Origin of the sequence: Barnesiella viscericola DSM 18177 (assembly GCF_000512915.1) — a bacterium.
GTDB lineage: Bacteria > Bacteroidota > Bacteroidia > Bacteroidales > Barnesiellaceae > Barnesiella > Barnesiella viscericola.
Genome location: NZ_CP007034.1, coordinates 2,213,502 through 2,236,732, shown reverse-complemented (window position 1 = coordinate 2,236,732; position 23,231 = coordinate 2,213,502). Strand labels below are relative to the sequence as shown.

Annotated in this window: 24 protein-coding genes; 16 read left to right on the top strand and 8 right to left on the bottom strand. The window is 54.4% G+C overall.

Annotated features, from left to right (window positions below):
• Window positions 1-66: 66 nt before the first annotated feature.
• A complete protein-coding gene (locus tag BARVI_RS09190; protein WP_025278958.1) occupies window positions 67-771 on the bottom strand; it encodes an SIMPL domain-containing protein in 705 nt (234 codons plus the stop codon).
• A gap of 165 nt (window positions 772-936) precedes the next feature.
• On the opposite strand from BARVI_RS09190, the gene BARVI_RS09185 reads away from it, so the two are divergent.
• Window positions 937-1,305: a YraN family protein gene (locus BARVI_RS09185; RefSeq protein WP_025278957.1), complete on the top strand. Its 369-nt coding sequence runs from the start codon at window positions 937-939 to the stop codon at window positions 1,303-1,305.
• A 25-nt stretch (window positions 1,306-1,330) separates the two neighbouring features.
• Window positions 1,331-2,080 (top strand): biotin--[acetyl-CoA-carboxylase] ligase, encoded by a 750-nt coding sequence (locus BARVI_RS09180; RefSeq protein WP_025278956.1) that lies wholly within the window; start codon window positions 1,331-1,333, stop codon window positions 2,078-2,080.
• Here BARVI_RS09180 and BARVI_RS09175 read toward each other — a convergent pair.
• Window positions 2,066-2,959, bottom strand: coding sequence for a tetratricopeptide repeat protein (locus tag BARVI_RS09175; RefSeq protein ID WP_025278955.1), 894 nt, complete (start codon window positions 2,957-2,959; stop codon window positions 2,066-2,068). The two genes, BARVI_RS09180 and BARVI_RS09175, sit on opposite strands and share 15 nt — an antisense overlap.
• A 162-nt stretch (window positions 2,960-3,121) precedes the next feature.
• On the opposite strand from BARVI_RS09175, the gene pyrH reads away from it, so the two are divergent.
• The 4 genes from pyrH (at window position 3,122) to BARVI_RS13025 (ending at window position 6,489) form a co-directional block, all read left to right on the top strand.
• Window positions 3,122-3,832: a UMP kinase gene (gene pyrH / locus BARVI_RS09170; RefSeq protein ID WP_025278954.1), complete on the top strand. Its 711-nt coding sequence runs from the start codon at window positions 3,122-3,124 to the stop codon at window positions 3,830-3,832.
• 79 nt (window positions 3,833-3,911) lie between these two features.
• On the top strand, window positions 3,912-4,472 hold the full coding sequence (frr, locus tag BARVI_RS09165; RefSeq protein WP_025278953.1) for a ribosome recycling factor: 561 nt from the start codon (window positions 3,912-3,914) through the stop codon (window positions 4,470-4,472).
• A gap of 342 nt (window positions 4,473-4,814) precedes the next feature.
• Window positions 4,815-5,747, top strand: a complete 933-nt coding sequence (gene rsgA / locus BARVI_RS09160; RefSeq protein WP_025278952.1) for a ribosome small subunit-dependent GTPase A — start codon at window positions 4,815-4,817, stop codon at window positions 5,745-5,747.
• Between the two features lie 61 nt (window positions 5,748-5,808).
• A complete protein-coding gene (locus tag BARVI_RS13025; RefSeq protein ID WP_084547033.1) occupies window positions 5,809-6,489 on the top strand; it encodes a C40 family peptidase in 681 nt (226 codons plus the stop codon).
• Between the two features lies 1 nt (window position 6,490).
• On the opposite strand, the gene BARVI_RS09150 is transcribed toward BARVI_RS13025, so the two are convergent.
• Genes BARVI_RS09150 through BARVI_RS09135 form a run of 4 tightly spaced genes read right to left on the bottom strand, consistent with a single transcriptional unit; the run spans window position 6,491 to window position 10,541 of the window.
• Window positions 6,491-8,023, bottom strand: coding sequence for a lytic transglycosylase domain-containing protein (locus BARVI_RS09150; RefSeq protein ID WP_025278950.1), 1,533 nt, complete (start codon window positions 8,021-8,023; stop codon window positions 6,491-6,493).
• 23 nt (window positions 8,024-8,046) lie between these two features.
• A complete protein-coding gene (locus BARVI_RS09145; protein WP_025278949.1) occupies window positions 8,047-8,844 on the bottom strand; it encodes a DUF5683 domain-containing protein in 798 nt (265 codons plus the stop codon).
• A gap of 22 nt (window positions 8,845-8,866) precedes the next feature.
• On the bottom strand, window positions 8,867-9,745 hold the full coding sequence (locus tag BARVI_RS09140; protein WP_025278948.1) for a ParB/RepB/Spo0J family partition protein: 879 nt from the start codon (window positions 9,743-9,745) through the stop codon (window positions 8,867-8,869).
• A gap of 31 nt (window positions 9,746-9,776) precedes the next feature.
• A complete protein-coding gene (locus BARVI_RS09135; protein ID WP_025278947.1) occupies window positions 9,777-10,541 on the bottom strand; it encodes a ParA family protein in 765 nt (254 codons plus the stop codon).
• 282 nt (window positions 10,542-10,823) lie between these two features.
• On the opposite strand from BARVI_RS09135, the gene surE reads away from it, so the two are divergent.
• The 7 genes from surE (at window position 10,824) to proC (ending at window position 17,075) form a co-directional block, all read left to right on the top strand.
• Complete coding sequence (surE, locus tag BARVI_RS09130) at window positions 10,824-11,609, top strand: 5'/3'-nucleotidase SurE (RefSeq protein WP_025278946.1); 786 nt, start codon at window positions 10,824-10,826, stop codon at window positions 11,607-11,609.
• A gap of 199 nt (window positions 11,610-11,808) precedes the next feature.
• A complete protein-coding gene (locus tag BARVI_RS09125; protein WP_025278945.1) occupies window positions 11,809-12,294 on the top strand; it encodes an arginine repressor in 486 nt (161 codons plus the stop codon).
• A gap of 64 nt (window positions 12,295-12,358) precedes the next feature.
• Window positions 12,359-12,922 (top strand): GNAT family N-acetyltransferase, encoded by a 564-nt coding sequence (locus tag BARVI_RS09120; RefSeq protein ID WP_025278944.1) that lies wholly within the window; start codon window positions 12,359-12,361, stop codon window positions 12,920-12,922.
• Between the two features lie 9 nt (window positions 12,923-12,931).
• Window positions 12,932-14,134: an argininosuccinate synthase gene (locus tag BARVI_RS09115; protein ID WP_025278943.1), complete on the top strand. Its 1,203-nt coding sequence runs from the start codon at window positions 12,932-12,934 to the stop codon at window positions 14,132-14,134.
• 49 nt (window positions 14,135-14,183) lie between these two features.
• Window positions 14,184-15,152, top strand: a complete 969-nt coding sequence (gene argC / locus BARVI_RS09110) for an N-acetyl-gamma-glutamyl-phosphate reductase (RefSeq protein ID WP_025278942.1) — start codon at window positions 14,184-14,186, stop codon at window positions 15,150-15,152.
• Window positions 15,153-15,165: 13 nt separating this feature from the next.
• Window positions 15,166-16,290 (top strand): aspartate aminotransferase family protein, encoded by a 1,125-nt coding sequence (locus BARVI_RS09105; RefSeq protein WP_025278941.1) that lies wholly within the window; start codon window positions 15,166-15,168, stop codon window positions 16,288-16,290.
• Window positions 16,287-17,075, top strand: a complete 789-nt coding sequence (gene proC, locus BARVI_RS09100) for a pyrroline-5-carboxylate reductase (protein ID WP_025278940.1) — start codon at window positions 16,287-16,289, stop codon at window positions 17,073-17,075. The genes BARVI_RS09105 and proC overlap by 4 nt, the downstream gene beginning before the upstream one ends.
• Before the next feature lie 40 nt (window positions 17,076-17,115).
• On the opposite strand, the gene BARVI_RS09095 is transcribed toward proC, so the two are convergent.
• Window positions 17,116-17,883 (bottom strand): LytR/AlgR family response regulator transcription factor, encoded by a 768-nt coding sequence (locus BARVI_RS09095; RefSeq protein ID WP_025278939.1) that lies wholly within the window; start codon window positions 17,881-17,883, stop codon window positions 17,116-17,118.
• A gap of 1 nt (window position 17,884) precedes the next feature.
• Complete coding sequence (locus BARVI_RS09090) at window positions 17,885-19,903, bottom strand: histidine kinase (protein ID WP_025278938.1); 2,019 nt, start codon at window positions 19,901-19,903, stop codon at window positions 17,885-17,887.
• Window positions 19,904-20,663: 760 nt separating this feature from the next.
• On the opposite strand from BARVI_RS09090, the gene BARVI_RS09085 reads away from it, so the two are divergent.
• From BARVI_RS09085 to gldD, 3 genes are all read left to right on the top strand, one after another.
• Window positions 20,664-21,131 (top strand): single-stranded DNA-binding protein, encoded by a 468-nt coding sequence (locus tag BARVI_RS09085; RefSeq protein WP_025278937.1) that lies wholly within the window; start codon window positions 20,664-20,666, stop codon window positions 21,129-21,131.
• A 129-nt stretch (window positions 21,132-21,260) separates the two neighbouring features.
• Window positions 21,261-22,586, top strand: coding sequence for a gliding motility-associated protein GldE (gene gldE / locus BARVI_RS09080; protein ID WP_025278936.1), 1,326 nt, complete (start codon window positions 21,261-21,263; stop codon window positions 22,584-22,586).
• Window positions 22,587-22,607: 21 nt separating this feature from the next.
• Entirely contained in the window at window positions 22,608-23,231 is a 624-nt protein-coding gene (gldD, locus tag BARVI_RS09075; protein WP_025278935.1) for a gliding motility lipoprotein GldD, read from the top strand.

The following is a 23,231-nucleotide window of genomic DNA, read 5'->3' as shown; positions in this document are numbered from 1 at the left end:
AGGCGGAGGGAACCCGTTGAGACTATCCACCCCAGGCTCCTCCGCCGGTTATTCAATCACACTTTTTCAATCTTTCAGATAGTATACCACCGAGGAAACCACGCGCACATGTTTTAAATAAGGTGTATTGGCATCGCGGTCCTCGATGGAGAACTGGCCCTGATAGGCCGAAGAGATTTTGCCCAGCTTGCTGTCGGAGTCCTTGGCAAACTTCTCGGCAGCCACCCGGGCATTCTGGGTAGCCTCGGCAATCATCTCGGGTTTCAGTTCGTTCAGTTTCGTAAAGAGGAACTGCGTGTTATACTGATAGTCGCCCGACACGATGGCTACCCCCTTCTCCAACAGGGAGGCCTGCTTCACGATAAGCTCGCGCACCTTGTCGACCTGATTGGACGAAACGGTAATAACCGAGGTGACATTATAGCGATAGGGATTATTGAGGTTGCTGTACCGGTCGGCCTGCATGTCGACGATGCTCGGGGGAGCCACCGAAATCTCGTTCTCGGGAATCCCGTTCGATTTCAAGAAGTCGATTACAATCTCATTCTTGGTATTGACCGCCCGGTATATCGAAATCAGATCGTTGCCCAACTCCTTATACACCAACGGCCAGATGACCCGGTCGGCCGGCACTTCCCGCTCCGACAGACCTTTTACCGAGACCGTTCGCACAGCCTCTTTCGACTTGACGATACCACTCTCGATACGCTGGCCCAACAGAAACAGGCCCAAGGCTATAATGATAGCCGGTACAATCCATTTGTTTTTCATAACTTGTCTATTATAAAGTATGACATACTCCTGCACAAATATATAACTATTCTTGAACAGATAACGATTTAAAACCGTTTTTCCCCTATCGTTTTGTACTTTATCCATGCCCCTGTTCCGAATCCCGCCGAATCTTCGTATATTCGCTTCTCCAAAATCAAGCCTATGGCACAACACAACCAGTTGGGAAAATCGGGCGAGGAGCGGGCGGCCGAATACCTCATCTCGAAGGGCTACATCATTCGCGACGTCAACTGGCGCAGCGGAAAGATGGAACTCGACCTGGTGGCCTACCGCGATACGACCCTCGTCGTAGTCGAGGTGAAGACCCGTCGCAACAGCGAGTTTCTGCGCCCCGAGGAGGCCGTCACCCTGCGTAAAATCAAAAACATCGTGCGGGCGACCGATGCCTACGTACGACTGTTCCAGATACCGTTCGAGGTGCGGTTCGACATCATCACGCTGGTGGGCGACGCGGAGCACTTTGAAATTGAGCACATCGAAGACGCCTTCCTGGCCCCGCTGAACTGCTGACTTTCATATCTGCAAACACAATGGAATGGAAACCAAAGAGATAATTTTCACCAAAGAACATCTGGCCGAGACCGACTCGACCAACACCTATCTGCAACAACTCGATGCCGACCGGCACCTGCCCGAGGGCTACATTGTCTACACCGACGCCCAACGGGCCGGACGCGGACAACGGGGCAACTCGTGGGAGTCACAACCGGGCAAGAACCTCACGTTCAGCCTGCTGCTCCGTCCCGAGCATATCCCGGCCAACCAGCAGTTCCTGCTTTCGCAGGCCGTGTCGCTGGCGGTAACCGATGTCCTGAACCGATACGCCTCGGGCTTCTCCATCAAATGGCCCAACGATATCTATTGGGAGGACAAGAAGATAGCGGGAATCCTCATCGAGAATGTATTGAGCGGCAGTACCTTTGCCCGCTCGATTGTGGGTATAGGTTTGAATATCAACCAGGAGCGTTTCATCAGCGATGCCCCCAACCCCGTGTCGCTGTTCCAGATTACAGGGCATATCCACGACATCGAGGCAGTTCTCGACCAGTTCGCCGAGGCCTTCCGCACCCGCTACCTGCAAACCTTCACCACCTCGGCCCAGAACCTGCGCGAAGAGTACCTCACAACTCTCTACCGCAACGACGGGCTGTATCCCTATTGCAGCGAGGGCGAAACGTTTTACGCATTGATTGCGGGAGTGGAGCCCGACGGTCATCTGATACTCACGACCGAATCGGGTCAGGAACGGCGCTTTGCCTTCAAAGAGGTCTCATTCCTGCTTTAACCGTTTCAGCAGGGGTATGGTCGTACCCCCACTTTGGGGCAATTCATCGGTAAGCGCCTCCAATCGCGCCCGTTGGTCGGAGAGATAACGATTGCTGCGAATCCCCATTGCAACGGTAAAATAGTGACGGGCCCGGGCAATATCGGTATCGAGCACCTCGCGCTTCTCCTCCCGATAGAGGAGAACCGGCCGGGTCGACTGCCCCAAGGTTTCGAGATAACGCTCATCTATCGAGTCGAGACGCTCCTCCCCCTTGACGGCATAGTAGCTGCCCAGGAAGAGATTGGCATCGAAATCGAGCGAATCGACCTGCAATATCGACTGCTGCACCACAGCCGCCGAATCGTTCTGCCCCGCCAGCAACAGGGCGTTGGCCTTCGATTTGAGGTAGCTTACCTGCCGGGGCATCACCGCCAACAGTTCGTCGGCAATGGCCAGCGTATGTTCAGCATCACGCCTGAACTCGTAGTAACCCAGCAGATAGTTGTTGGCCACCCGGGTGAACCACGGCTGTTCGCTCTTGACCAGCAACAGCACCTGTTCATAGGCTCCGGTCTGCCCGATGGAGCGAGAGAGTGCATCGATTCCCGAGAAGAGCGAATCGAGCGAGAGTCCCTGCATTTCGGAACGTACCACATAGCGCATGATGGCCGCAGAATCGCCAAGCATGGCCGAGGCAACCACGGCATCGACATAGGTCTTCACCCGACCAGGACGCCGTTCGAGCAAGGTATCATACAGGGCAAGTGCATCGCGCCACTCGGCATTGACAAAGTGGTCATCGGCCTTCCGCAGCACCGTGCGGTAGGGCATCACGCCCAAAGCGGGCAAAAAAATCGCACACGCCAGAATAATACCTATTATTTGCCTCTTGTCCATATGCTTAACCATTTTTGACAGATTTACAAAGATAGTGATTCGTTGGCGGAATATCGGCAAAGAGAGACCTAAAAAAACGAAACCTCGACTTTTATCGGTTCAAAATTCAGAGAATAACAAAATTTGTGTATTTTTGAAAAATCAACGAACAACCAGACAGTTATGAGTAACCAATACAAACGAATCCTTTTGAAACTGAGCGGTGAGTCGCTCATGGGCGAAAAGCAGTATGGCATCGACGAAAAGAGAGTCAACGAATATGCCACCCAAATCAAAGAGATTGCCGAGATGGGCATCGAAATCGGCATCGTGATCGGCGGGGGAAACATCTTCCGTGGACTGAGCGGAACCACCCAGGGAGTCGACCGGGTCAAGGGCGACCAGATGGGCATGCTCGCCACGGTCATCAACAGCTTGGCTCTGAGTTCGGCTCTCGAAAAGGTAGGTCAGAAGGCGCGGGTATTCACGGCCATCAACATGTTTCCCATCGGCGAACATTACAGCAAATGGAAGGCCATCGAAGCCATGCAGCGGGGCGAAATCGCCATCATCTCGTGCGGCACGGGCAACCCCTTCTTCACCACCGACACCGGCTCGGCCCTGCGGGGTATCGAAATCGAGGCCGACGTCATGCTCAAAGGGACCCGCGTCGACGGCATCTATACGGCCGATCCCGAGAAGGATCCCACGGCGGTGAAATTCGACAAAATCAGCTACGACGAAATCTATACCCGAGGGCTGAAAGTAATGGACCTCACGGCCACGACCCTCTGCAAGGAGAACCACCTGCCCATCATCGTGTTCGACATGGATACCGTAGGCAACTTGAAAAAGGTGATGTCGGGCGAAAACATAGGGACCCTGGTATATTAAGAGCGCGCCCTTTGCCATTCCTGAAAAAAAGAGTACATTTGTTCACCAAACTAATAGAAACATTTCAACCTTACTTATTATGGACGACGTAAAAACATATCTCAACACGGCCGAAGAAAAGATGACCATGGCCATTGAATTTCTCGACGAGGCGCTGGCTCATATCCGTGCCGGCAAAGCCAATCCGCGGATTCTCGACGGCATACGGGTCGACTACTACGGCAGTCAGGCTCCGCTCTCCAATGTAGCCAACATCTCGGTGCCCGATGCCCGCACCATCGTAATCACCCCGTGGGAAAAATCGATGTTCAAGGTAATCGAGAAAGCCATCTTGGACTCCGAGCTGGGTATCACCCCCGAGAACAACGGCGAGATTATCCGCCTCTCCATTCCCCCGTTGACCGAAGAGCGGCGCAAGGCTCTCGTGAAACAGTCGAAACAGGAGGCCGAGAATGCCAAGGTGAGTGTGCGCAATGCCCGCCGTGATGTCATCGACGCCTTGAAAAAGGCTCAAAAAGAGGGTATGGCCGAAGATGTAGCCAAAGACGGTGAAGCCTCGGCTCAAAAACTCCACGACAAATACATGAAGAAAATCGACGATATCTTTGCCGAGAAGGAGAAAGAGATTCTCACCGTATAAACGGCCGATTTCGCAAAAACAGATTCGAGGGCTTTCGGTTCATGCCGGAGGCCCTCTGCTTTTATCCTTCTGCCACCCGAGAGGCATGGAGAGGCTGCGGCCCGACCGAGTTCTACTCGAAAACTTCGCTCCCCGCTTGCCATTACTCTCGCCTTTCACTATCTTTGTAGAAGACAGGAGGCGGCTCGGCCTTGTCAAACTTGAAAACTCCGTTTCCGTTTGCCACGGCTCTCGCCTTTCACTATCTTTGTAGAAGATAAGATACGTCTCAGCAGAAAAATCAAGTGGACTTGTTTTTCTGCTTTCGACTTTCACTATCTTTGTCCTGAAAAAACTGACGACGTGGAAGGGCTTGTCATCAAAAATACAGGAAGCTGGTATATCGTACGCACCGAAACCGGTGAGTCGATACCGTGTAAAATCAAGGGGAATTTCCGGTTGAAGGGAATTCGCAGCACCAACCCCGTGTCGGTGGGCGACCGTGTCGACATCGAGCTTAACCCCGACCGCACCGCCTTTATCACACGCATACACGAGCGCAAAAACTACATCATACGCCGGGCCTCCAACCTGTCGAAAGAGTCGCACATCATCGCGGCCAACATCGACCTGGCCCTGCTGGTGGTAACCGTCAACTCACCACTCACCTCGACCACCTTTATCGACCGGTTCCTGGCTACGGCCGAGGCCTACCGCATTCCCGTACACATTGTCATCAACAAATGCGACACCTTCTCGCCCGACGACCGGGAGTATGCCGAGGCCCTCTGCCACCTCTACCGCACTATCGGCTACGAGTGCCGCTGCGTGTCGGCGGCTACCGGCGAGGGATTCGATTTCATCACCGACAGCCTGAAAGATCGCATTACCCTCCTCTCGGGCAACTCGGGGGTGGGCAAATCGACCATCATCAGCCGCATTCTGCCCGGTGTCGACATCAAGATAGGCGCCGTGTCGACGGCCCACCACAAAGGTATGCACACGACCACCTTCTCCGAGATGTACCCGCTGCCGCAAGGAGGATACCTCATCGACACCCCGGGTATCAAGGGGTTTGGTACCATCGATTTCGAGCCCGGCGAGGTGGCCCATTTCTTCCCCGAAATTTTTCAGATTTCGCAGGAGTGCCGTTTCAGCAACTGCACCCATCGGCACGAACCGGGCTGTGCAGTACTGAAAGCACTTGAAAATCACGAGATAAGCGAATCGAGATATGCCAGTTACCTGAGTATCATCGACGACAGTTCCAACGGGAAATACCGGGAGGCCTTCTAGCCCCACCGACTCTCCCTCCCCGACCCTACCGCCGGTCGACTCGCACACGATAACAAGAAAGATGATGAAAAGGAACTTGATTACCATTTGCAGATATACCTGGCTTGTGCTCCTGATAGGGGCTTGCACGCTATCGGCCAGCGCCGCGAAGAAGAGAAGTACGAAACCCGTTCCCCGCCAGACAGCCGCAGCAACTGTCGATACCGACTCGGTAGAACGGTTCTCGACGCTCCCGCTGTCCCAAACCTTTGTCGACAAACAAATCGACAGCCTCATCGTCTTTGCCCGAAAATATACCGGCACCCCCTACCGTCGGGGAGGGAAAGGGCCCAACCGTTTCGATTGCTCGGGATTCATGCAATATGTATTCAACCACTTTTCCTGCGAGCTCAACGCCAGCTCGGCATCGCAATATCTGCAAGGCATCTCGGTGAAAGACGAGAAGATACGCCGGGGCGACCTGGTCTTTTTCAAGGGTCGCAACAGCCGCCGCTCCACCGTGGGGCATGTGGGACTCGTGACCGAGGTCTATCCCGACGGCCGGTTCAAGTTCATACACGCCTCGACCTCACAGGGGATACGCGAGGATTGGAGCACCTCGCCCTATTATGCCTTGCGATACATGGGAGCCCGCCGCATCTATTTTGCCCAAATCGACCAGAGCGTACTGCTCGACGCCATCATCAACCTCGAAGATGTTGACAACGATCTACCTTTTGAAGAGGATAATCTGTCGGAATGACTCAGGCAGCGGGTATCTTCAACCGTTGACCCGGCCGAATGGAATTGCCTTTCAAATTGTTTTCCCGCCGAATGTCCTCGGCCGAAACGCCTTTGTATTTTTGGGAGATGGTCCACAGGCTCTCGCCCTTGCGCACCGTATGATATTTCGACGATGACGACGAAGCCTTGGCCTTGCTCTTGGACGAGGCGGCCACCGTCGTACCGCTGCTCTTCTTCACGGCTCCCTTGCTGCTCACCGCCAGACGTTGCCCGATGCGCAGATAAGAACTCTTGCCCAGATTGTTCCAGGCCCGCAACTTGCTCACCGAAACCCCATACTTGCGGGCAATCTTCGAGAGGGTCTCGCCCTTGCGCACCTTGTGATACACCATCGTACCCGGCGCTATACCGGCCGGCTCGACCGTGAGACGCTGGGCATAAAGTTCGGCATCGTGGGCGAAAATATCGTCCTGCGCCTCGATATAGGCATAGACCTGCTGCGAGGGCAAGATGAGGGCATAGGGACGCGAAGCGTTACCGGGGATAATGTCGCGACGGTATTGAGGATTGAGACTGCGAATCTCTTCCAGCGGAATCTGCAACACGTCGGCCACCTGTTTCAGATGCAACCGGCGGTTTACCTGTACCGTGTCGGTGAGGAGCGGACGGCGTGTGAGCACGGGGCAGATGTTATGGTCGCTGTAATAGTTCATCACATAGTTGACGGCGATGAAGGCCGGCACATATCCTCGCGTCTCGCGAGGCAGATAGGGATAGATTTCCCAATAGTCGGTCTTGCCGCCCGAGCGACGGATTGCCTTGCTCACATTACCGGGACCGCAATTGTACGAGGCAATGGCCAGTGCCCAATCGTGATAGATGGCGTAGAGGTCTTTGAGGTAGCGGGCGGCCATGGCCGACGACTTGATGGGGTCGCGGCGCTCGTCGACCAGGCTGTTGACCTCCAACCCCATGCTCTTGCCGGTGCGGACCATGAATTGCCACAATCCGGCAGCTCCGGCCCGCGAGGTGGCATCGGGGCGCAGGGCCGACTCGATGATGGGCAGGTATTTGAGTTCGAGCGGGAGCCCCTCGCGTTCGAGAGCCTCCTCGAAGATAGGCATGTAGTAGGTACCCAATCCCAACAGGTTTTCGACAAGTGCCCGACGCTTCTGCACATACATGTCGATATAGCGCCGCACCACACTGTTGTAGGGCATCTCGATGACGGTGGGCAGTTGGGCCAGCTTGCGCATGTAGACCGAGTCGGGGTAGTCGATATTCACACTGGTCTCCAAACAGGAGTCGTCGACCACGGCATACTGCTGCATGTACCAGTTGGTAAGCAACGTATTCAAGCCGGCTTCCATGCTCTCGGGATAGACCACCGAACTGTCGATGGAGTCGGTCAAGGCCAGCTCCAACGAATCGGGCATCACGACCTCGGCCGTATCCGACTCGACATACAACTCTTCATCAAGCTCCGCATCTTGGGCAAAGCTACCCAGCGAGAATCCCAATCCCGCCAAAATAAACCATATCCTCTTCTTCATCTACTACTTTCCTTCATTATTCATTAAAACGTAATCGCACACTGCAACCCCACCGCCGGCAAGGCCGAACGCCCCGTGGGGATAATCGCCGGCTGCCACTGCATAGACAGATCGGGGCTGATGTCGAAATGATACAACTGGGCATCGACATAGGCATCGATCATGCACACGGCATAGAGCCCAATCATGCAGATGATACACAGGTCGCGATACTGCCGGTAATAGTCCTTGCGTTGCTTCAATACGCTGGTGAGCCAATCCTTATCTATATCCTCTTCCTTGTAGGCCGAGGAGAAGAAATCCATGTAGCTGTTGGTCGTGGGGTCACTGTCCATGATGTCGAGGTAGGCCCGCTGGTAATCGGCCAACATGTTGCTGTTCCACGTGGTGGCGTAGAAGAGTCCTACATAACCGCCCACGACAATAGGCAGTTTCCAGTAGCGCCGGTTGTAAATCTGCCCCAGTCCCGGGAAGAGGGCCGACAGCCACACGGCCCGCATGGGGTCGGGGTTGAACGACGAGGGGCGCCACCGCTTACGCGTCTCGGTACGGGTAGCTATCGAATCGCCCGGCATCAACGAGCCCAGCGAGTCGGTAATCATCAGCGGCACCGAGTCTTGCCCCAGCGCAGCCACGCTGTCGCCGGCGGCCACCGACACCGAATCGGGTGCGACCGCCCCTGCTCCGCTCCACACAGAGTCCGCCACCAGCGGCCTCTCTTCCTGAGCTACGGGACGCGACGGTTCGGACACCGCGCCCCACGACAACAAGGTCCACCACCCGATTATCCACACCAGCACCGAGGCTCTCTTCCAGCCCATGTTACCCGATAGTCTCAAAACCCTATTTCAATTTATCGAACAAACCGATAATTCGTTCCAAATCCTCCTCGTTCTTGAACGGGATTGATATTTTCCCTTTTCCTTTCTCGTCGCAGCTGAACTGCACTTTGGCCTGGAAGAAATCGGAGAGGTGCGATTTGAGCACGTTGTACTCCTGCCGCATCATCACCTTCTTCTGCGCCTTCTTGCGAGCCCGTTCGCCACCGGCCGCCAGGGTCTTGGCCAACTCCTCGACGTTGCGCACGCTCAACCCGTCGGAGAGTATGCGCTCGTAGAGTTCGAGTTGCAAGGCGGGGTCGGCCACCGACAGCAACGCCCGGGCATGGCCCATGTCGATGCGCTTGTCGCGCAAGCCTATCTGCACCTCGGCCGGGAGTTTCAGCAACCGCAGGTAGTTGGCGATGGTCGTCCGTTTCTTGCCCACCCGCTCGCTCAGCTTCTCCTGGGTGAGCTGGTAGAGCTCGATGAGTTTCTGAAAAGCGAGGGCAATCTCTATGGCGTTCAGGTCTTCCCGCTGAATGTTCTCGATGAGAGCCATCTCCATGAGGGTCTCGTCTTCGGCCGTGCGCACATAGGCGGGAATCGTTTCGAGACCGGCCATCTGGGCAGCCCGGTAACGGCGTTCACCGGCGATAATCTGGTAATCGCCACCGGCCAACTGCCGGAGCGAAACGGGCTGAATGATGCCCAGTTCGTGAATCGAAGCGGCCAACTCTTCCAAAGCCTCCTGGTCGAACTCGCGACGGGGCTGGTCGGGATTGGGAACAATCTTCGACAGTTCGATTTCATGGATCGAGGAGGTTCCGCTGGTCACGATGTCGTCCATCGAAATCAGGGCGTCCAGACCTCTACCCAATGCACTTCTTTTAGGTGCTGACATATCTTTCTTCTCCTTTTTTCTTTTTTGCCGCTTAACGGTTCTTCGTAATCAACTCCTTGGCCAGCTCCATGTGGTTGACGCTGCCCCGCGACTCGCAGTCGTAGAGCAGGGCGGGCAACCCGTGGCTGGGGGCCTCGCTCAAACGGATATTCCGCTGGATTACCGTATTGAAGACCAGACTGCCGAAATGGCTTTTCAGCTCTTCGTAAATCTGGTTGGCCAGTCTCAAACGCGAATCGTACATCGTCAGCAGGAAACCTTCGATTTCGAGCTTCGGATTCAGTTTCGACTTGATAATCTTAATCGTATTCAACAACTTGCTGATTCCTTCCAGGGCGAAATATTCGGCCTGTACCGGGATAATCACCGAATCGGCCGCGGTGAGGGCATTGACCGTAATCAGCCCCAACGAGGGCGAGCAGTCGATCAAGATGTAATCATAGTCGTCGCGCACCTTGTCCAAGGCCTGCGCCAACACCCGCTCCCGGTTTTTCATATTCATCAGTTCCAGTTCGGCTCCTACCAGGTCGATGTGCGAAGCTACCAGACTGAGCCCGTCGACACAGGTACTCACCACCGATTCCTTAATCGACGACTGCCCGACCAGGCACTCGTAAATCGACGATTTTACCTGCTGCGGGTCTATGCCCAACCCCGACGATGCATTGGCCTGAGGGTCGGCATCGAGGAGCAAAACTTTCTTTTCCAAAACAGCCAGCGAGGTAGCCAGATTGATTGAAGTCGTTGTCTTCCCGACTCCTCCTTTTTGATTGGCGATAGCGATAATTTTACCCATACTGTTATTTTTTCTCTTCACAAAGGAATATTTTTTAATTCATATTCCACTGTCCCGGCAACTCGAAAATAGAGTAATTGTTGATAAGTGGCCCCTTTTGTTGATAAACACATGAGCCACTTCGCTGTTTTTCTGCGTAAAGATACACTTTTTTTCAGAAAAAACCGCCCAACCGCCCCGCCTCTTTTATCTATTTTAGGACTCCATATTATCCGTTAAAATATAAAAGATTAAGGCTTTTATTCATTACTTTTGCATGTGTCAAAATTTGGTTTCCACGATATGAAAAAAATAACACATTCCCACCGACCGCTTATCCTCATCACCAACGACGATGGCGTTCAAGCCAAAGGGCTGCAACAGGTAGCCGAGTTTCTGAAACCGCTGGGCGACATCGTTGTCGTGGCTCCCGACGGCCCCCGCTCGGGGCAGAGTTCGGCCATTACGGTCACCACACCCCTGCGCATGAAGGTACTCGACGAGCAGGAGGGCTTCTGCCTGATTCGCACCAACGGCACCCCGGTCGACTGCATCAAGTTGTCGATGAATATCCTCTTCGACCGTCACCCCGACCTCATTGTCTCGGGCATCAACCACGGCTCCAATTCGGGGGTGAGCGTCATCTATTCGGGCACGATGGGTGCCGTCTTCGAGGGGGCGCTGCTGCACATTCCCTCCATCGGGTTCTCGCTCTGCAACCACCAGCCCGACGCCGACTTCAACCCCTGCCGCGACCTGGTAGTCGATATCTGCCGCAAGGCGTTGGCCTCCACCGACTGGCCCCAGGGTATCGGGCTCAACGTCAACATTCCCAAGACCCCGCAACTCAACGGGGTAAAGATGTGCCGGGCCGCCCAGGGCTACTGGACCGAGGAGTATGACTGCCGGGTCGACCCTCACGGCCGCGAATACTATTGGCTCACCGGCACCTTCAAGAACAACGAGCCCGATGCCGACGATACCGACGAATACTGGCTCGACCGCGGCTACGTCACGATTGTACCCTGCTCGACCGACTGCTCGGCGGTGAACACGCTGCCCAGGTTGAGTTCGATACTGGGACTGTAAAAAAGAACACGAACAACTATTTCCTATCACAAAAAGGAGGGTACCGCATCCTCCTTTTCTATTTTATACAACTGCATAGCTATGCAATCGAAGTTTAAATTTTCAGCTTCATTGTAAAAAAATATGCAAATATTATTCCATTATACGATTTTTTACCTATATTTGCCGAATAATTATTCAACCTTAAAAGCTCCGGAATATGAAAAATAAATCTGCTCGCCTACAAGCTATCCGAGAAATCATTATCCACTCGCGAGTAAAGAGCCAGGACGAGATACTGAAACGACTGCATGAGTCGGGATTCGACCTGACCCAGGCCACCCTTTCGCGCGACTTGAAACAGTTGCGCATCGCCAAGGTGCCCGGCAGCGACGGCTCCTACGTCTACATCATGCCCGAAATAGGCAGCGTAGGCAAACTGATGCAGGAGAAGATTGCCGACAACCCCGAACGACCCGCATCGGGGAGTTTCATCTCCATCAACTTCTCGGGCAACCTGGCCGTCATCAAGACCCGCCCGGGATATGCCGGCAGCCTGGCCTACGACATCGACAGCAACACACCGCCCGAAGTGCTCGGCACCATTGCCGGCGACGACACCGTGCTGGTGATTCTCGAAGAGAACATCAACCACCAACAGGCCATGCTGGCCCTCTCGCCCTTCATGCCCGATTTATATAAGTAATAATAATCTGTTATTTACACGACGTTATAAAGCCCTCTTTTAAGGAGAAGAGGTCACACCCATTATGGAAGAAATCAAAGTCATTGTAGCCGACGAAAGCCATATCAAATACGTCGACACCATTCTCGACACCATCGAGAAAGCCGCCAAGATAAGAGGAACCGGTATTGCCAAACGGTCTCCCGAATATGTCAAACAAAAGATGCTCGAGCGCAAAGCCATCATCGCCCTCGACGGCGACCGGTTTGCCGGCTTCTGCTACATCGAGAGTTGGAGCAACAAGCAATTCGTAGCCAACTCGGGTCTCATCGTGGTCGACACCTACCGCGGACACGGCCTGGCCAAACGCATCAAACGCAAAGCCTTCGAGCTGTCGCGAGAGCGGTTCCCCGAGGCCAAAATCTTCGGACTCACCACGGGCGAAGCCGTGATGAAAATCAACAACGAGCTGGGCTACCGGCCCGTGGCATTCGCCTCGCTCACCGACGACCCGGCCTTTTGGAAAGGGTGCGAGAGTTGCGTCAACTTTGACATTCTGCAACGCAACAACCGCCGCATGTGCCTCTGCACCGGCATGCTCTACGACCCCCACGAACACGAAAACAACGACAACCAACCTCAAAAATAACTGCACACCATGGCTAAAAAGAAAGTAGTATTGGCTTTTAGCGGAGGTCTCGACACCTCCTTTTGCGTGAAATACCTGTCGGAAGATTGCGGGTACGACGTCTATACCGCCATCGCCAACACCGGCGGTTTCGGTCCCGAAGAGTTGAAATCGATCGAAGAGCGAGCCTACCGGCTGGGTGCCGTCAAACACGCTACCCTCGACATCACCCAGGAGTATTACCGAAAGAGTATCAAATACATGGTATTCGGCAATATCCTGCGCAACGGTACCTATCCCATCTCGGTCAGTTCCGAACGCATCTTCCAGGCCATCGCCATCATCAACTACGCCAAGGAAATCGGGGCCGACTATGTGGCTCACGGCAGTACCGGGGCGGGCAACGACCAGGTGCGGTTCGACCTCACCTTCCAGATTCTGGCGCCCGAGATTGGTATCCTCACCCCTACCCGCGACATGACCCTCACCCGCGAATACGAAATCGAATACCTCAAAAAGCATGGCTACACGGCCGACTTCAAGAAGATGGAATACTCCATCAACAAAGGGCTGTGGGGTACCAGCATCGGCGGGAAGGAGACCCTCAAAAGCAACCAGACCCTGCCCGAGGAGGCCTACCCCTCGCAGATGACGGCCACCGGTAGCCGCACCATCACGCTCGACTTCGTAAAAGGCGAAATTGCCGGCATTGACGGCAAGGCCTACGACGACAAGGTGGCGGCCATACAGGCACTCGAAGCCATCGCATCGCCCTATGCCATCGGACGCGACATGCACATAGGCGACACCATCATCGGCATCAAGGGCCGCGTGGGATTCGAGGCTGCCGCCCCCATGCTCATCATCGCCGCCCACAAGATGCTCGAGAAACACACCCTCACCAAGTGGCAGCAATACTGGAAAGACCAGGTGGGCACCTGGTACGGCATGTTCCTGCACGAGGCCCAGTACCTCGAACCGGTCATGCGCGACATCGAGGTCTTCCTCGACAGCTCGCAGAAGAACGTCACCGGCCGGGTCATCGTCGAGCTGCACCCCTATCGCTATGTACTGGTAGGCGTCGAGAGCGACTACGACCTGATGAAATCGGATTTTGGCGAATACGGCGAGGTGAACAAGGCTTGGAGTGCCGACGACGTAAAGGGCTTCACCAAAATTTTGGGGAACCAGATGAAAATTTTCTATGCCGTACAAAATAAAAACAAAAAATAAATCGTAGCTTAGAGTCCGAAATCAAATTACTAACCCTTTACGATGATTTATGATTAAAGTAGGTATTATAGGAGGCGCCGGATACACCGCCGGAGAGCTGATAAGATTGTTGATCAACCACCCCGATGTCGAGATTGTCTTCGTCCACAGCGAGAGCAATGCCGGCAACCGGGTAACCGACGTGCACACGGGCCTGTTCGGCGAGACCGACCTGGTATTTACCCGCGAACTGCCCTTCGACGCCATCGACCTGCTTTTCTTCTGTACGGCACACGGCGACACCCGCAAGTTCATGGAGACTCACGCGCTGCCCGACGAGTTGCGCATCATCGACCTCTCGGCCGACTATCGGCTCGACGCCACCGACAACGACTTTATCTACGGGCTGCCCGAGCTGAACCGGAAGTATATCATTCGCTCCAAGCGGGTGGCCAACCCCGGTTGTTTCGCAACCGCCATTCAGCTGGCGCTGCTCCCTCTGGCCAAGAACCTCCTGCTCAACAGCGAGATTCACGTGCATGCCATCACCGGATCGACCGGTGCGGGGCAGAAACCGTCGCCCACCAGCCATTTCAGCTGGCGCAACGACAACATCTCCATCTACAAGCCTTTCAACCACCAGCATCTGGCCGAGATACGGCAAAGTCTCTCGAAACTGCAAACCAGTTTCGCAGCCCCCATCAACTTCATTCCCGTCAGGGGGAACTTCTCGCGGGGCATCTTTGCCACGCTCTACCTCGACTGTCCCGTCGAGCTCGAGCTGCTCAAAGAGTTGTACAACAACTACTACGAGGATCACAACTTCACCTTTCTCACCGACCGGATGCCCGACCTGAAACAGGTAGTCAACACCAACAAATGCCTCCTGTATCTCGAAAAGCACGAGGGCAAACTGCTCATCGTGTCGGTTATCGACAACCTGCTGAAAGGTGCCTCGGGACAAGCCGTACACAACATGAACCTCCTGTTCGGCCTGCACGAACGGGTGGGGTTGCATTTGAAGGCCTCGGCTTTTTAATTGCTGAAACGTTATGAAACTATTCGATGTATATCCGCTGTTCGATTTGGAAATCGTATCGGGAAAAGGGTGCTACACCTACGACTCCCACGGGACCGAATACCTCGACCTGTACGGCGGCCACGCCGTCATCTCCATCGGCCATTCGCACCCCTACTACGTGAACCGAATTACCGAACAGGCTAAAAAACTCGTCTTCTACTCCAACTCGGTGGTCAACAGCCTGCAACAGCAGCTGGCCGACAAACTAGGCGCACTGTCGGGCTATGACGACTACTCGCTCTTCCTTATCAACTCGGGGGCCGAGGCCAATGAAAATGCCTTGAAACTGGCCTCGTTCCACACCGGGAAGAAGAAAGTCATCGCCTTTGCCCACTCGTTTCACGGCCGTACCTCGGCCGCGGTGAAGGTGACCGACAACCCCCGTATCGTCGCCCCCATCAACGACACCTTCGAGGTGGCCTTCCTCCCCCTCAACGACATGGCCCGGGTAGAGCAGGAGATGGCCGGCGGCGACGTCTGCGCCGTCATCATCGAGGGGATACAGGGTGTGGGCGGTATCCAGATACCCGAAGTGCAATTCCTGCAAGAGTTGCGCGAGGCATGCAGCCGTCACCACGTCGTACTCATACTCGACGAGGTACAGTCGGGCTACGGCCGCACGGGCAAGTTCTTTGCCCACCAATATGCCGGCATACGCCCCGACCTCATCACCGTAGCCAAGGGAATGGGTAACGGATTTCCCATCGGCGGCGTCCTCATCAGCCCCCAGTTCACCCCGGTCTACGGCATGCTGGGGACCACCTTCGGCGGCAACCACCTGGCCTGTGCCGCAGCCTGCGCCGTGCTCGACGTCATGCGCGACGAGCATTTGGTCGACAATGCCGCCCGCGTAGGCCAATACCTCATCGACCGACTCCGCGAGATACCTCAAATCAAGGAGGTGCGGGGCAAAGGGTTGATGATAGGCCTCGAATTTGACCAGCCCGTCAAGGAGCTGCGCAACCGGTTGCTGTTCGAACAGCACGTATTTACCGGGGCCTCGGGCACCCACGTAATCCGCCTGTTGCCCCCCCTGTCGTTATCGCAAGAACAAGCCGATTGTTTTATCGGCAAACTTAAAACCATACTCTCATGAAAATAACAATCATAGGCGGCGGAAATATGGGCGGTGCCATAGCCCGCGGTCTGGCAAAAAGCGATTTTTTAACCCCGGCCGATATTACGGTGAGCAACCGGGGCCAGGAGAAACTGGATCTGCTCAAAACGTACAACCCGCAGATTCACACCACAACCGACAACAAGGCGGCCATTCAAGATGCCGACATCATCATTCTGGCCGTGAAGCCCTGGGTGCTCGACAGTGTGGCCATCGACATTCGCAACGGGCTCGACCTGCCCCGGCAGATGATTGTATCGGTCGTTGCCGGCGCCACCATCGAACGGCTGGCTGCGCTCTTCACCTCGGGCGATGCCATTCCGGCCATCTTCCGGGTGATGCCCAACACGGCCATAGCCATTCGCGAAAGCATGACCCTCTTCACCCCCTACAACGCTACCCCCGAACAGGTCGACTGCGTTCGGGCCATGCTCGACAGTCTGGGCAAGAGCCTGCTGGTCGACGAGAGCCTCATGGAGGCCGGCACAGCCCTCTGTTCATGCGGTACCGCCTTTGCCATGCGCTACATGCGGGCTGCCATCGAGGGTGGTGTCGAAATGGGATTCCGTGCCCAGGACGCCCAGCTGGTGGTCGAGCAAACCGTGAGAGGGGCAGCCGAACTGCTGCTGGCTACCGGCAACCACCCCGAAGTGGAGATTGACCGGGTGACCACCCCCGGCGGCATCACCATCAAGGGATTGAACGAGATGGAGATGGCAGGATTCTCGGCAGCCGTTATCCGGGGATTGAAAGCCTCGAAATAAGGGAATAAGCAAACAAAATTCTACTATTGCTGGGCAAGGGTTACATGTCGTAAAACCTGTCCAGCAATTTCTTTTTGTACATCTTGCTCACCTTCAACTCCGACACCTTGTTGAACGGCGGCAGCAACGTGCAACTGTTCTCTGAAATGAGGTAAAGATAGTTGATGTTGATGATATACGTTTTATGAATCTGAATGAACTCGGGAGCGTAGTTCAGGATTGTCTCGGCCGTTGTCTGGTGCTTCAAGATGAAATGTTGCAGGCTGTTCAGCACCACCCGCCACAACTTGCGCTCCGAGTCGTATTTGAAGAACCCGATATTCTCGGGACGGACAATGAGCTTGTCGTTGGTAATGGTCGTAATCAATATCGACTGGGCCGGCTGTGACAGGGGGCTCGACTGAAACGGTTGCCCCCCCGACCGCAGAGTCTCTTCACGCGACAGGTGAAAGCGGTTCATAATCAACGACAGCTCACTGTCGCTGACCGGTTTGAGCAGAAAGTCAAACGCCTGTAACCGCAAGGCCGGCAACAGATACTTCTCATACGAAGTGTAAAACACCACCTTCATGTTCCAATCGATATGCTTGTCGAGCGACGACAAGAACTCCAACCCCGACGTGTCGGACAACTCTACATCGAGAAACAGCAACTCGGGTTTGTAGCGCATGACCGTGTTCCAACCCTCCTCGCCGTTGCCCGCCGTCGCCACAAGATTCACATCGGGATAACCCTTCAAGCGCTCGGCCAGCACTCGTATCGACGGATTATCGTCATCGACGATGACCGTGTCAATTCTCTTTTCCATATCAGTCGTTTATATCGAAATTATAGACATCGGGGATAACCAGCAGCGCGCGGCACCCCTCCTCCCCTTCGGGAGTACGGTAGCCCCCCAACTCAAATCGCATCGGTTGCTTGTTGCGGGCATTGAGCAGCTGTATAATCTGGGCAACCACCCTCAACCCCACTTGCGACTTGTCGCCTCCTCGCTGCACCACGGGCAGCGGCCCGTTGTTGAGAACCTCGATGTAAATGGCCCCGTCGCGATGGTTGACCTGCACGGTCAGACGCTTCTCGGCATCGAGGGGTTTCTTCTTCAACCCGTGTTTAATGGCATTCTCGACAAATATCTGCACCATCATCGACGGCAGCCGCACGGCATTCAGGTCGATACCCTCGGCTACCGACACACGGTACTCGAACTTCTCGCCCAGCGATTCCCCTTCGACCGCTACATACAGGTCGATAAAGTTCAGTTCCTCGCGCAGAGTCGTGCAGAACACACTGGCCAACGACTGTCCCTGGCGGAGCATATCGACCAATACCCCCAGTGACGAAGGGCGTCCCTCCTGCCGGGCCAGCAACTCATGATTAAGGGCATTGTAGATAAAGTGCGGGGTGATGCGGTTGCGCGCATTCTCCATCTTCATGGTCACGATACGGCGCAACATCTGCTCCTCCCGTTGCTTCACCCGCTTGCGCCGATACACATTGAAGAGAATCAGCACCAGCACAATCGCCGTCACCCCGGCCAGCAGGGCGTAAATGCGCATCAGCTCGGCCTCCTTGTCACTGATGACCAGATTCTGGTTCAGAATAGTCGCATCGCGCTCGTAGCGCATACGAGTCTCGGCAATTTTCATTCTCACCCGCTCGCTGCGCAGGGAGTCGGAGAGGGAGGTATAGGCCTTTTCATATTCAAAAGCCTTTTTCCAATCGTGTTTCGCCCCGGCAAACCGCCGCAGGAAGTCGAGTCGAAGCAACCCCTGCTCCGACCGCATATCGTCTCTATACGGATACCGGGCAGCCAGCGCCTCGGCTTGGCCGAAGTCGCCGTCCTGCAAGGCCAGCTCCATCTGCTGGGTATGCAGATGCGACATGACCATTTCGTTATATCCGCTCGCTCCGAAATAGGCCAGGTTCTCGGCAATGAGCGGCCGAGCCTGCTCGGGCTGGTGAAGTTTCAGATAAATATCCGACAGGTTGGCCTTGCAGAAATGAATCTCCCACTCCATATCGGGGTATGCCAACAAGAAGGTATCGAGACGCAGGAAGGTCTCCAAAGCCCGCCGGTAATCCTTTTGATAGAAATAATCATTCCCCCGGCTGTTCAGATAGTTGAACCGGTCATAGACGGTCATCAGATTCCACAACCGGTCACACTTGTCCCACCAGATCTTACTTTGCCCAAAATCACGAAGGGTGGTATAGGTAGCCGCCAGACCACTATACAGAGGAATGTAGCTGGCCGTATCGGCCTGAATAGAATCGGCCAAAGCGATAGCTTGCCGGTAGGTCATCGCACTCATGGAGAGGTCGCCCCCGAACTTGTAGGCATCGGCCAGATTGGCATAGCTCAACAGGCGGTCGTTCTCATCGCCTCCCCGCTCGGCATACCGGCACGCCTCCTTTTGATAAAAGAGCATCGAGTCGGCATGAAAGGCATATTGGGTATAATAGAGCCCCTTGGCCTGCATGCACTTTATCATCAGATCGTTGCGCAGCTTCGAGTAGGGTTTCCCCGACAGATAATGAATCACGCTGTCGGCACTGAGCAGAACCGAGTCGAGTTGCGCCGTATAGAAATAGCGAATAATGTCCTGCACGACAAAATTATAATACGCATCACTGTCGCGAGCCTCCCTCTTTCCCTGGCTTATTGCCTGCTTGACAAAATCCAGATTGTGAGTACGAAACGAATCGGCGATCTCCTGATTAATAGCATCGATCGATGTTGCCTCGGATTTCCGGGACGTACAACCGCTTCCTATCAAGACCAGCCACAAAAGCAAGGCAACCAATCGCCACAACTGTATTATTTTCATGGTTCAAAACTTATCTATAAAACAGTCAAGGCTCTGGGAGGAAATGAATTGCCGCAGGCTATACCCTGCTTGGACCCTACTCTATATCTACACCGTATGGCCGAGAGTAGAGCAAATCCCCTACTTAATGATACCGAGCATCGTCTGTTTTGCAGTCAACAAATGTACGATTTTTTCCGACTCATTCACTATTTTATAAAAACAATCCTTTCAATCCCTATTTTTTACCGCTTATCCACAATTTGGTCCGGTTATCCTAAAAACATCAGACAGAGCGGTTGCCGGATTATTTTTATCGTTCTATCTTTGAATAAATTTCAATATTATTTCATACGATTCAAGAACAAGGTATTCAGAGGGAGGGGACATAAAGGCAGGAATGTTACTTGTCAAAGAAAGTATGAAGTGCCTAGGCAATTTGTTGCAACAGGCCAGCACAAACCGGCGATAGTATAACTATCGTCAAAAAAATTGCCTCTAAAAGCTATTGAGGCAAGAGAAGAAACAATAATTGTACTCACCAATGGGGACTCTACCATACAGAAAGAGCCGTTTCGCCATAAAGAACGGCACATTCCTGACCTCTTTTACTTGGACTTCCTTTTGACAAGGGAAGTCTTTTTTTTAATCATTCGGCTCCGAAAACTTGGCTTTCATTTGTTTCGGCTATCTTTTTTGGCTATTTTTGTAAAAGATAGGATATGGTTCGGCAGAACCCAATCCAGAAATTCCGATTGTACAATCAACAACTTAACATACTATGTCTGTAAACAAAGTTATTCTGATAGGGAACGTGGGGAAAGACCCCGACGTGAGATATATCGAAAACAACGTGTGCGTGGCCAACTTTACCCTGGCTACCACCGAGCGTGGCTACACCACCCAAAGCGGAGTCCAGATACCCGACAAGACCGAGTGGCACAACATCGTGGCCTGGCGCGGATTGGCCGAGGTGGCCGAGAAATACGTGCGCAAAGGTACCCAGCTCTACATCGAAGGGAAGATTCGCACCCGCTCGTGGGAGGACCAGAACAAGATTCGCCGCTACACAACCGAGATTTATGTCGACAACATGGAGCTGCTGGGTCGTCGCGACAGCCAGTCGGCATCGGCTTCCACCCCACAGGCAGCACCAGCCCAGGCACAACCGGCAGGCTACCAGACTCCGTCCAACCCGGGATTTGCATCGACGGGCGGAAATAGTGGCGACGACGATTTGCCGTTCTAATATTATGTTGTAATTTTGCAAGCAATTAACGGGCCTCGTTTCTCACCCCCGGAGCGATTCGGGGGTGGGGATACCGCCAAACGGGTACACGAGGCGGCGGGCCTATTGTTTAACTAATTCTATTGTTTCTTGGACCCTGATTCGTATTTATCGGTTTTCTCGGCCATCGAGGTTACGCCCCCCTCGGGCGGTGCCATTCTGGCAATAATCCTGGCGGGATTGTTTTTGTGTGTCTCTGCATTTGTTTCAGCTTCCGAAATAGCCTACTTCTCGCTCTCGTCCGAAGAGCTACACGAGTTTGACGACGACGAGTCTACCACCAACGTCTTGGTAAAGAAACTACTGGCCAAGCCCGAGTATCTGCTGGCAACGATACTCATCTCGAACAACCTGGTCAACGTGGCTATCGTTATCCTCTGTAATTTTTTCTTTTCCGACATTCTTCATTTTCACAGCGATGTGCTGGATTTCATTTTCCAGACCATTCTGCTCACCTTCCTGCTGCTGCTCTTCGGCGAGGTGATGCCCAAGTTCTATGCCAACCAGAAGCCCGTCAAGTGGGTAAAAAGGAGCTGCCGGGGACTGTCGTTGCTGGAAAAGATTTTCTCCCCGCTGGCCAACCTGCTGGTCAACTCGACCCAGATTGTCAACAAGCACATGGTGCGTAAGCGGGCCAACATCTCGATGAACGAGCTCTCGCAGGCGCTCGAAATGACTCAGGTCGAGGCCAACGACGAGAAAGAGATGCTCGAAGGCATCATCAAGTTCGGTGGCAAAACCGTGCAGGAGGTGATGACGGCCCGGGTCGACATTACCGACGTGGAGATTCGTACTGATTTCAAGGAGCTGCTCGACCTCATCATCGAGACCGGCTATTCGCGGCTGCCCGTCTACGACACCACCGAAGACGACATCAAAGGCATCATATACAGCAAGGACCTGCTGCCCTACATCGGGCAGGACGCCTCGTTCAACTGGCGCAAACTCATGCGCCGCGCCTATTTCGTGCCCGAGACCAAGATGATCGACGACCTGCTGGAAGAGTTCCGCACGAAGAAAATCCACATGGCCATCGTGGTCGACGAGTTTGGCGGCACCTCGGGTATCGTCACCATGGAGGATATTCTCGAAGAGATTGTGGGCGACATCAGCGACGAGTATGACGAGGAGGAGAAAAACTACGTGAAACTCGACGACAACACCTATATCTTCGAGGGAAAAACCGTACTGAACGACTTCTACAAGATTACGGGACTCGACGAAAGCGAGTTCGGCGACAAGGCCGAAGATGCCGAAACGCTGGCCGGTCTGATACTCGACATCAAGGAGGATTTCCCCAAGGTGAAAGAGCAGATTGACTACGGCCGTTGCAGTTTCGTGGTGCTCGAACTCGACAAGCGACGCATCGGCAAGGTGAAGGTAAAAATCAACCCGGCTGCGCCTCAGGACGAATAACGCCGAAAACCTCCTGCTGCCATGAGTCTGTTCCCCTCTTCCATACGTCCCGGCCGCCTGATGATCTATCTCCTGCTCGGTCTCACGGCAGCGACGACGAGTCTCTCCTGCCGCCGCCAGTATACGCCGAAGCCCGACGCCTACTTCCGCATCGACCCCTACCCCGAGACCTACCGCCGCACTACCCTGCCGGGCACCCGGCTCTCATTCGAGATTCCCGAAGGGACGACCGAGGCTCTCGACCCCGACTCGACCCACCGCCACGACGGCGTACAGTGGCTCAACATACGGTTCCCCCGCTATCGGGCCACCCTCTATTGCAGCTACCACCCTTTGCGGGGCAACCTCGACCGGCTCACCGACGAGAGCCGCGAACTGGTCTACCGCCAGAGTATCCGCCCCGATGTCGTGCAGGCGGGCCATTACGAAAACGACAGCTTGAAGATTTATGCCACCCTCTACGACCTCTCGGCCGAGAGTGCCACACCGTTGCAATTTATCGTAACCGACAGCACCCGATACCTGTTGCGGGGTGCCCTCTATTTCGACGAACCGGGTAAGAGCGACTCCATCGCCCCCGTCGTCGACGACCTGTCGGACCACATCGCCCACCTCATCGAAAGTATAGAAATTCCCGCCCGATAG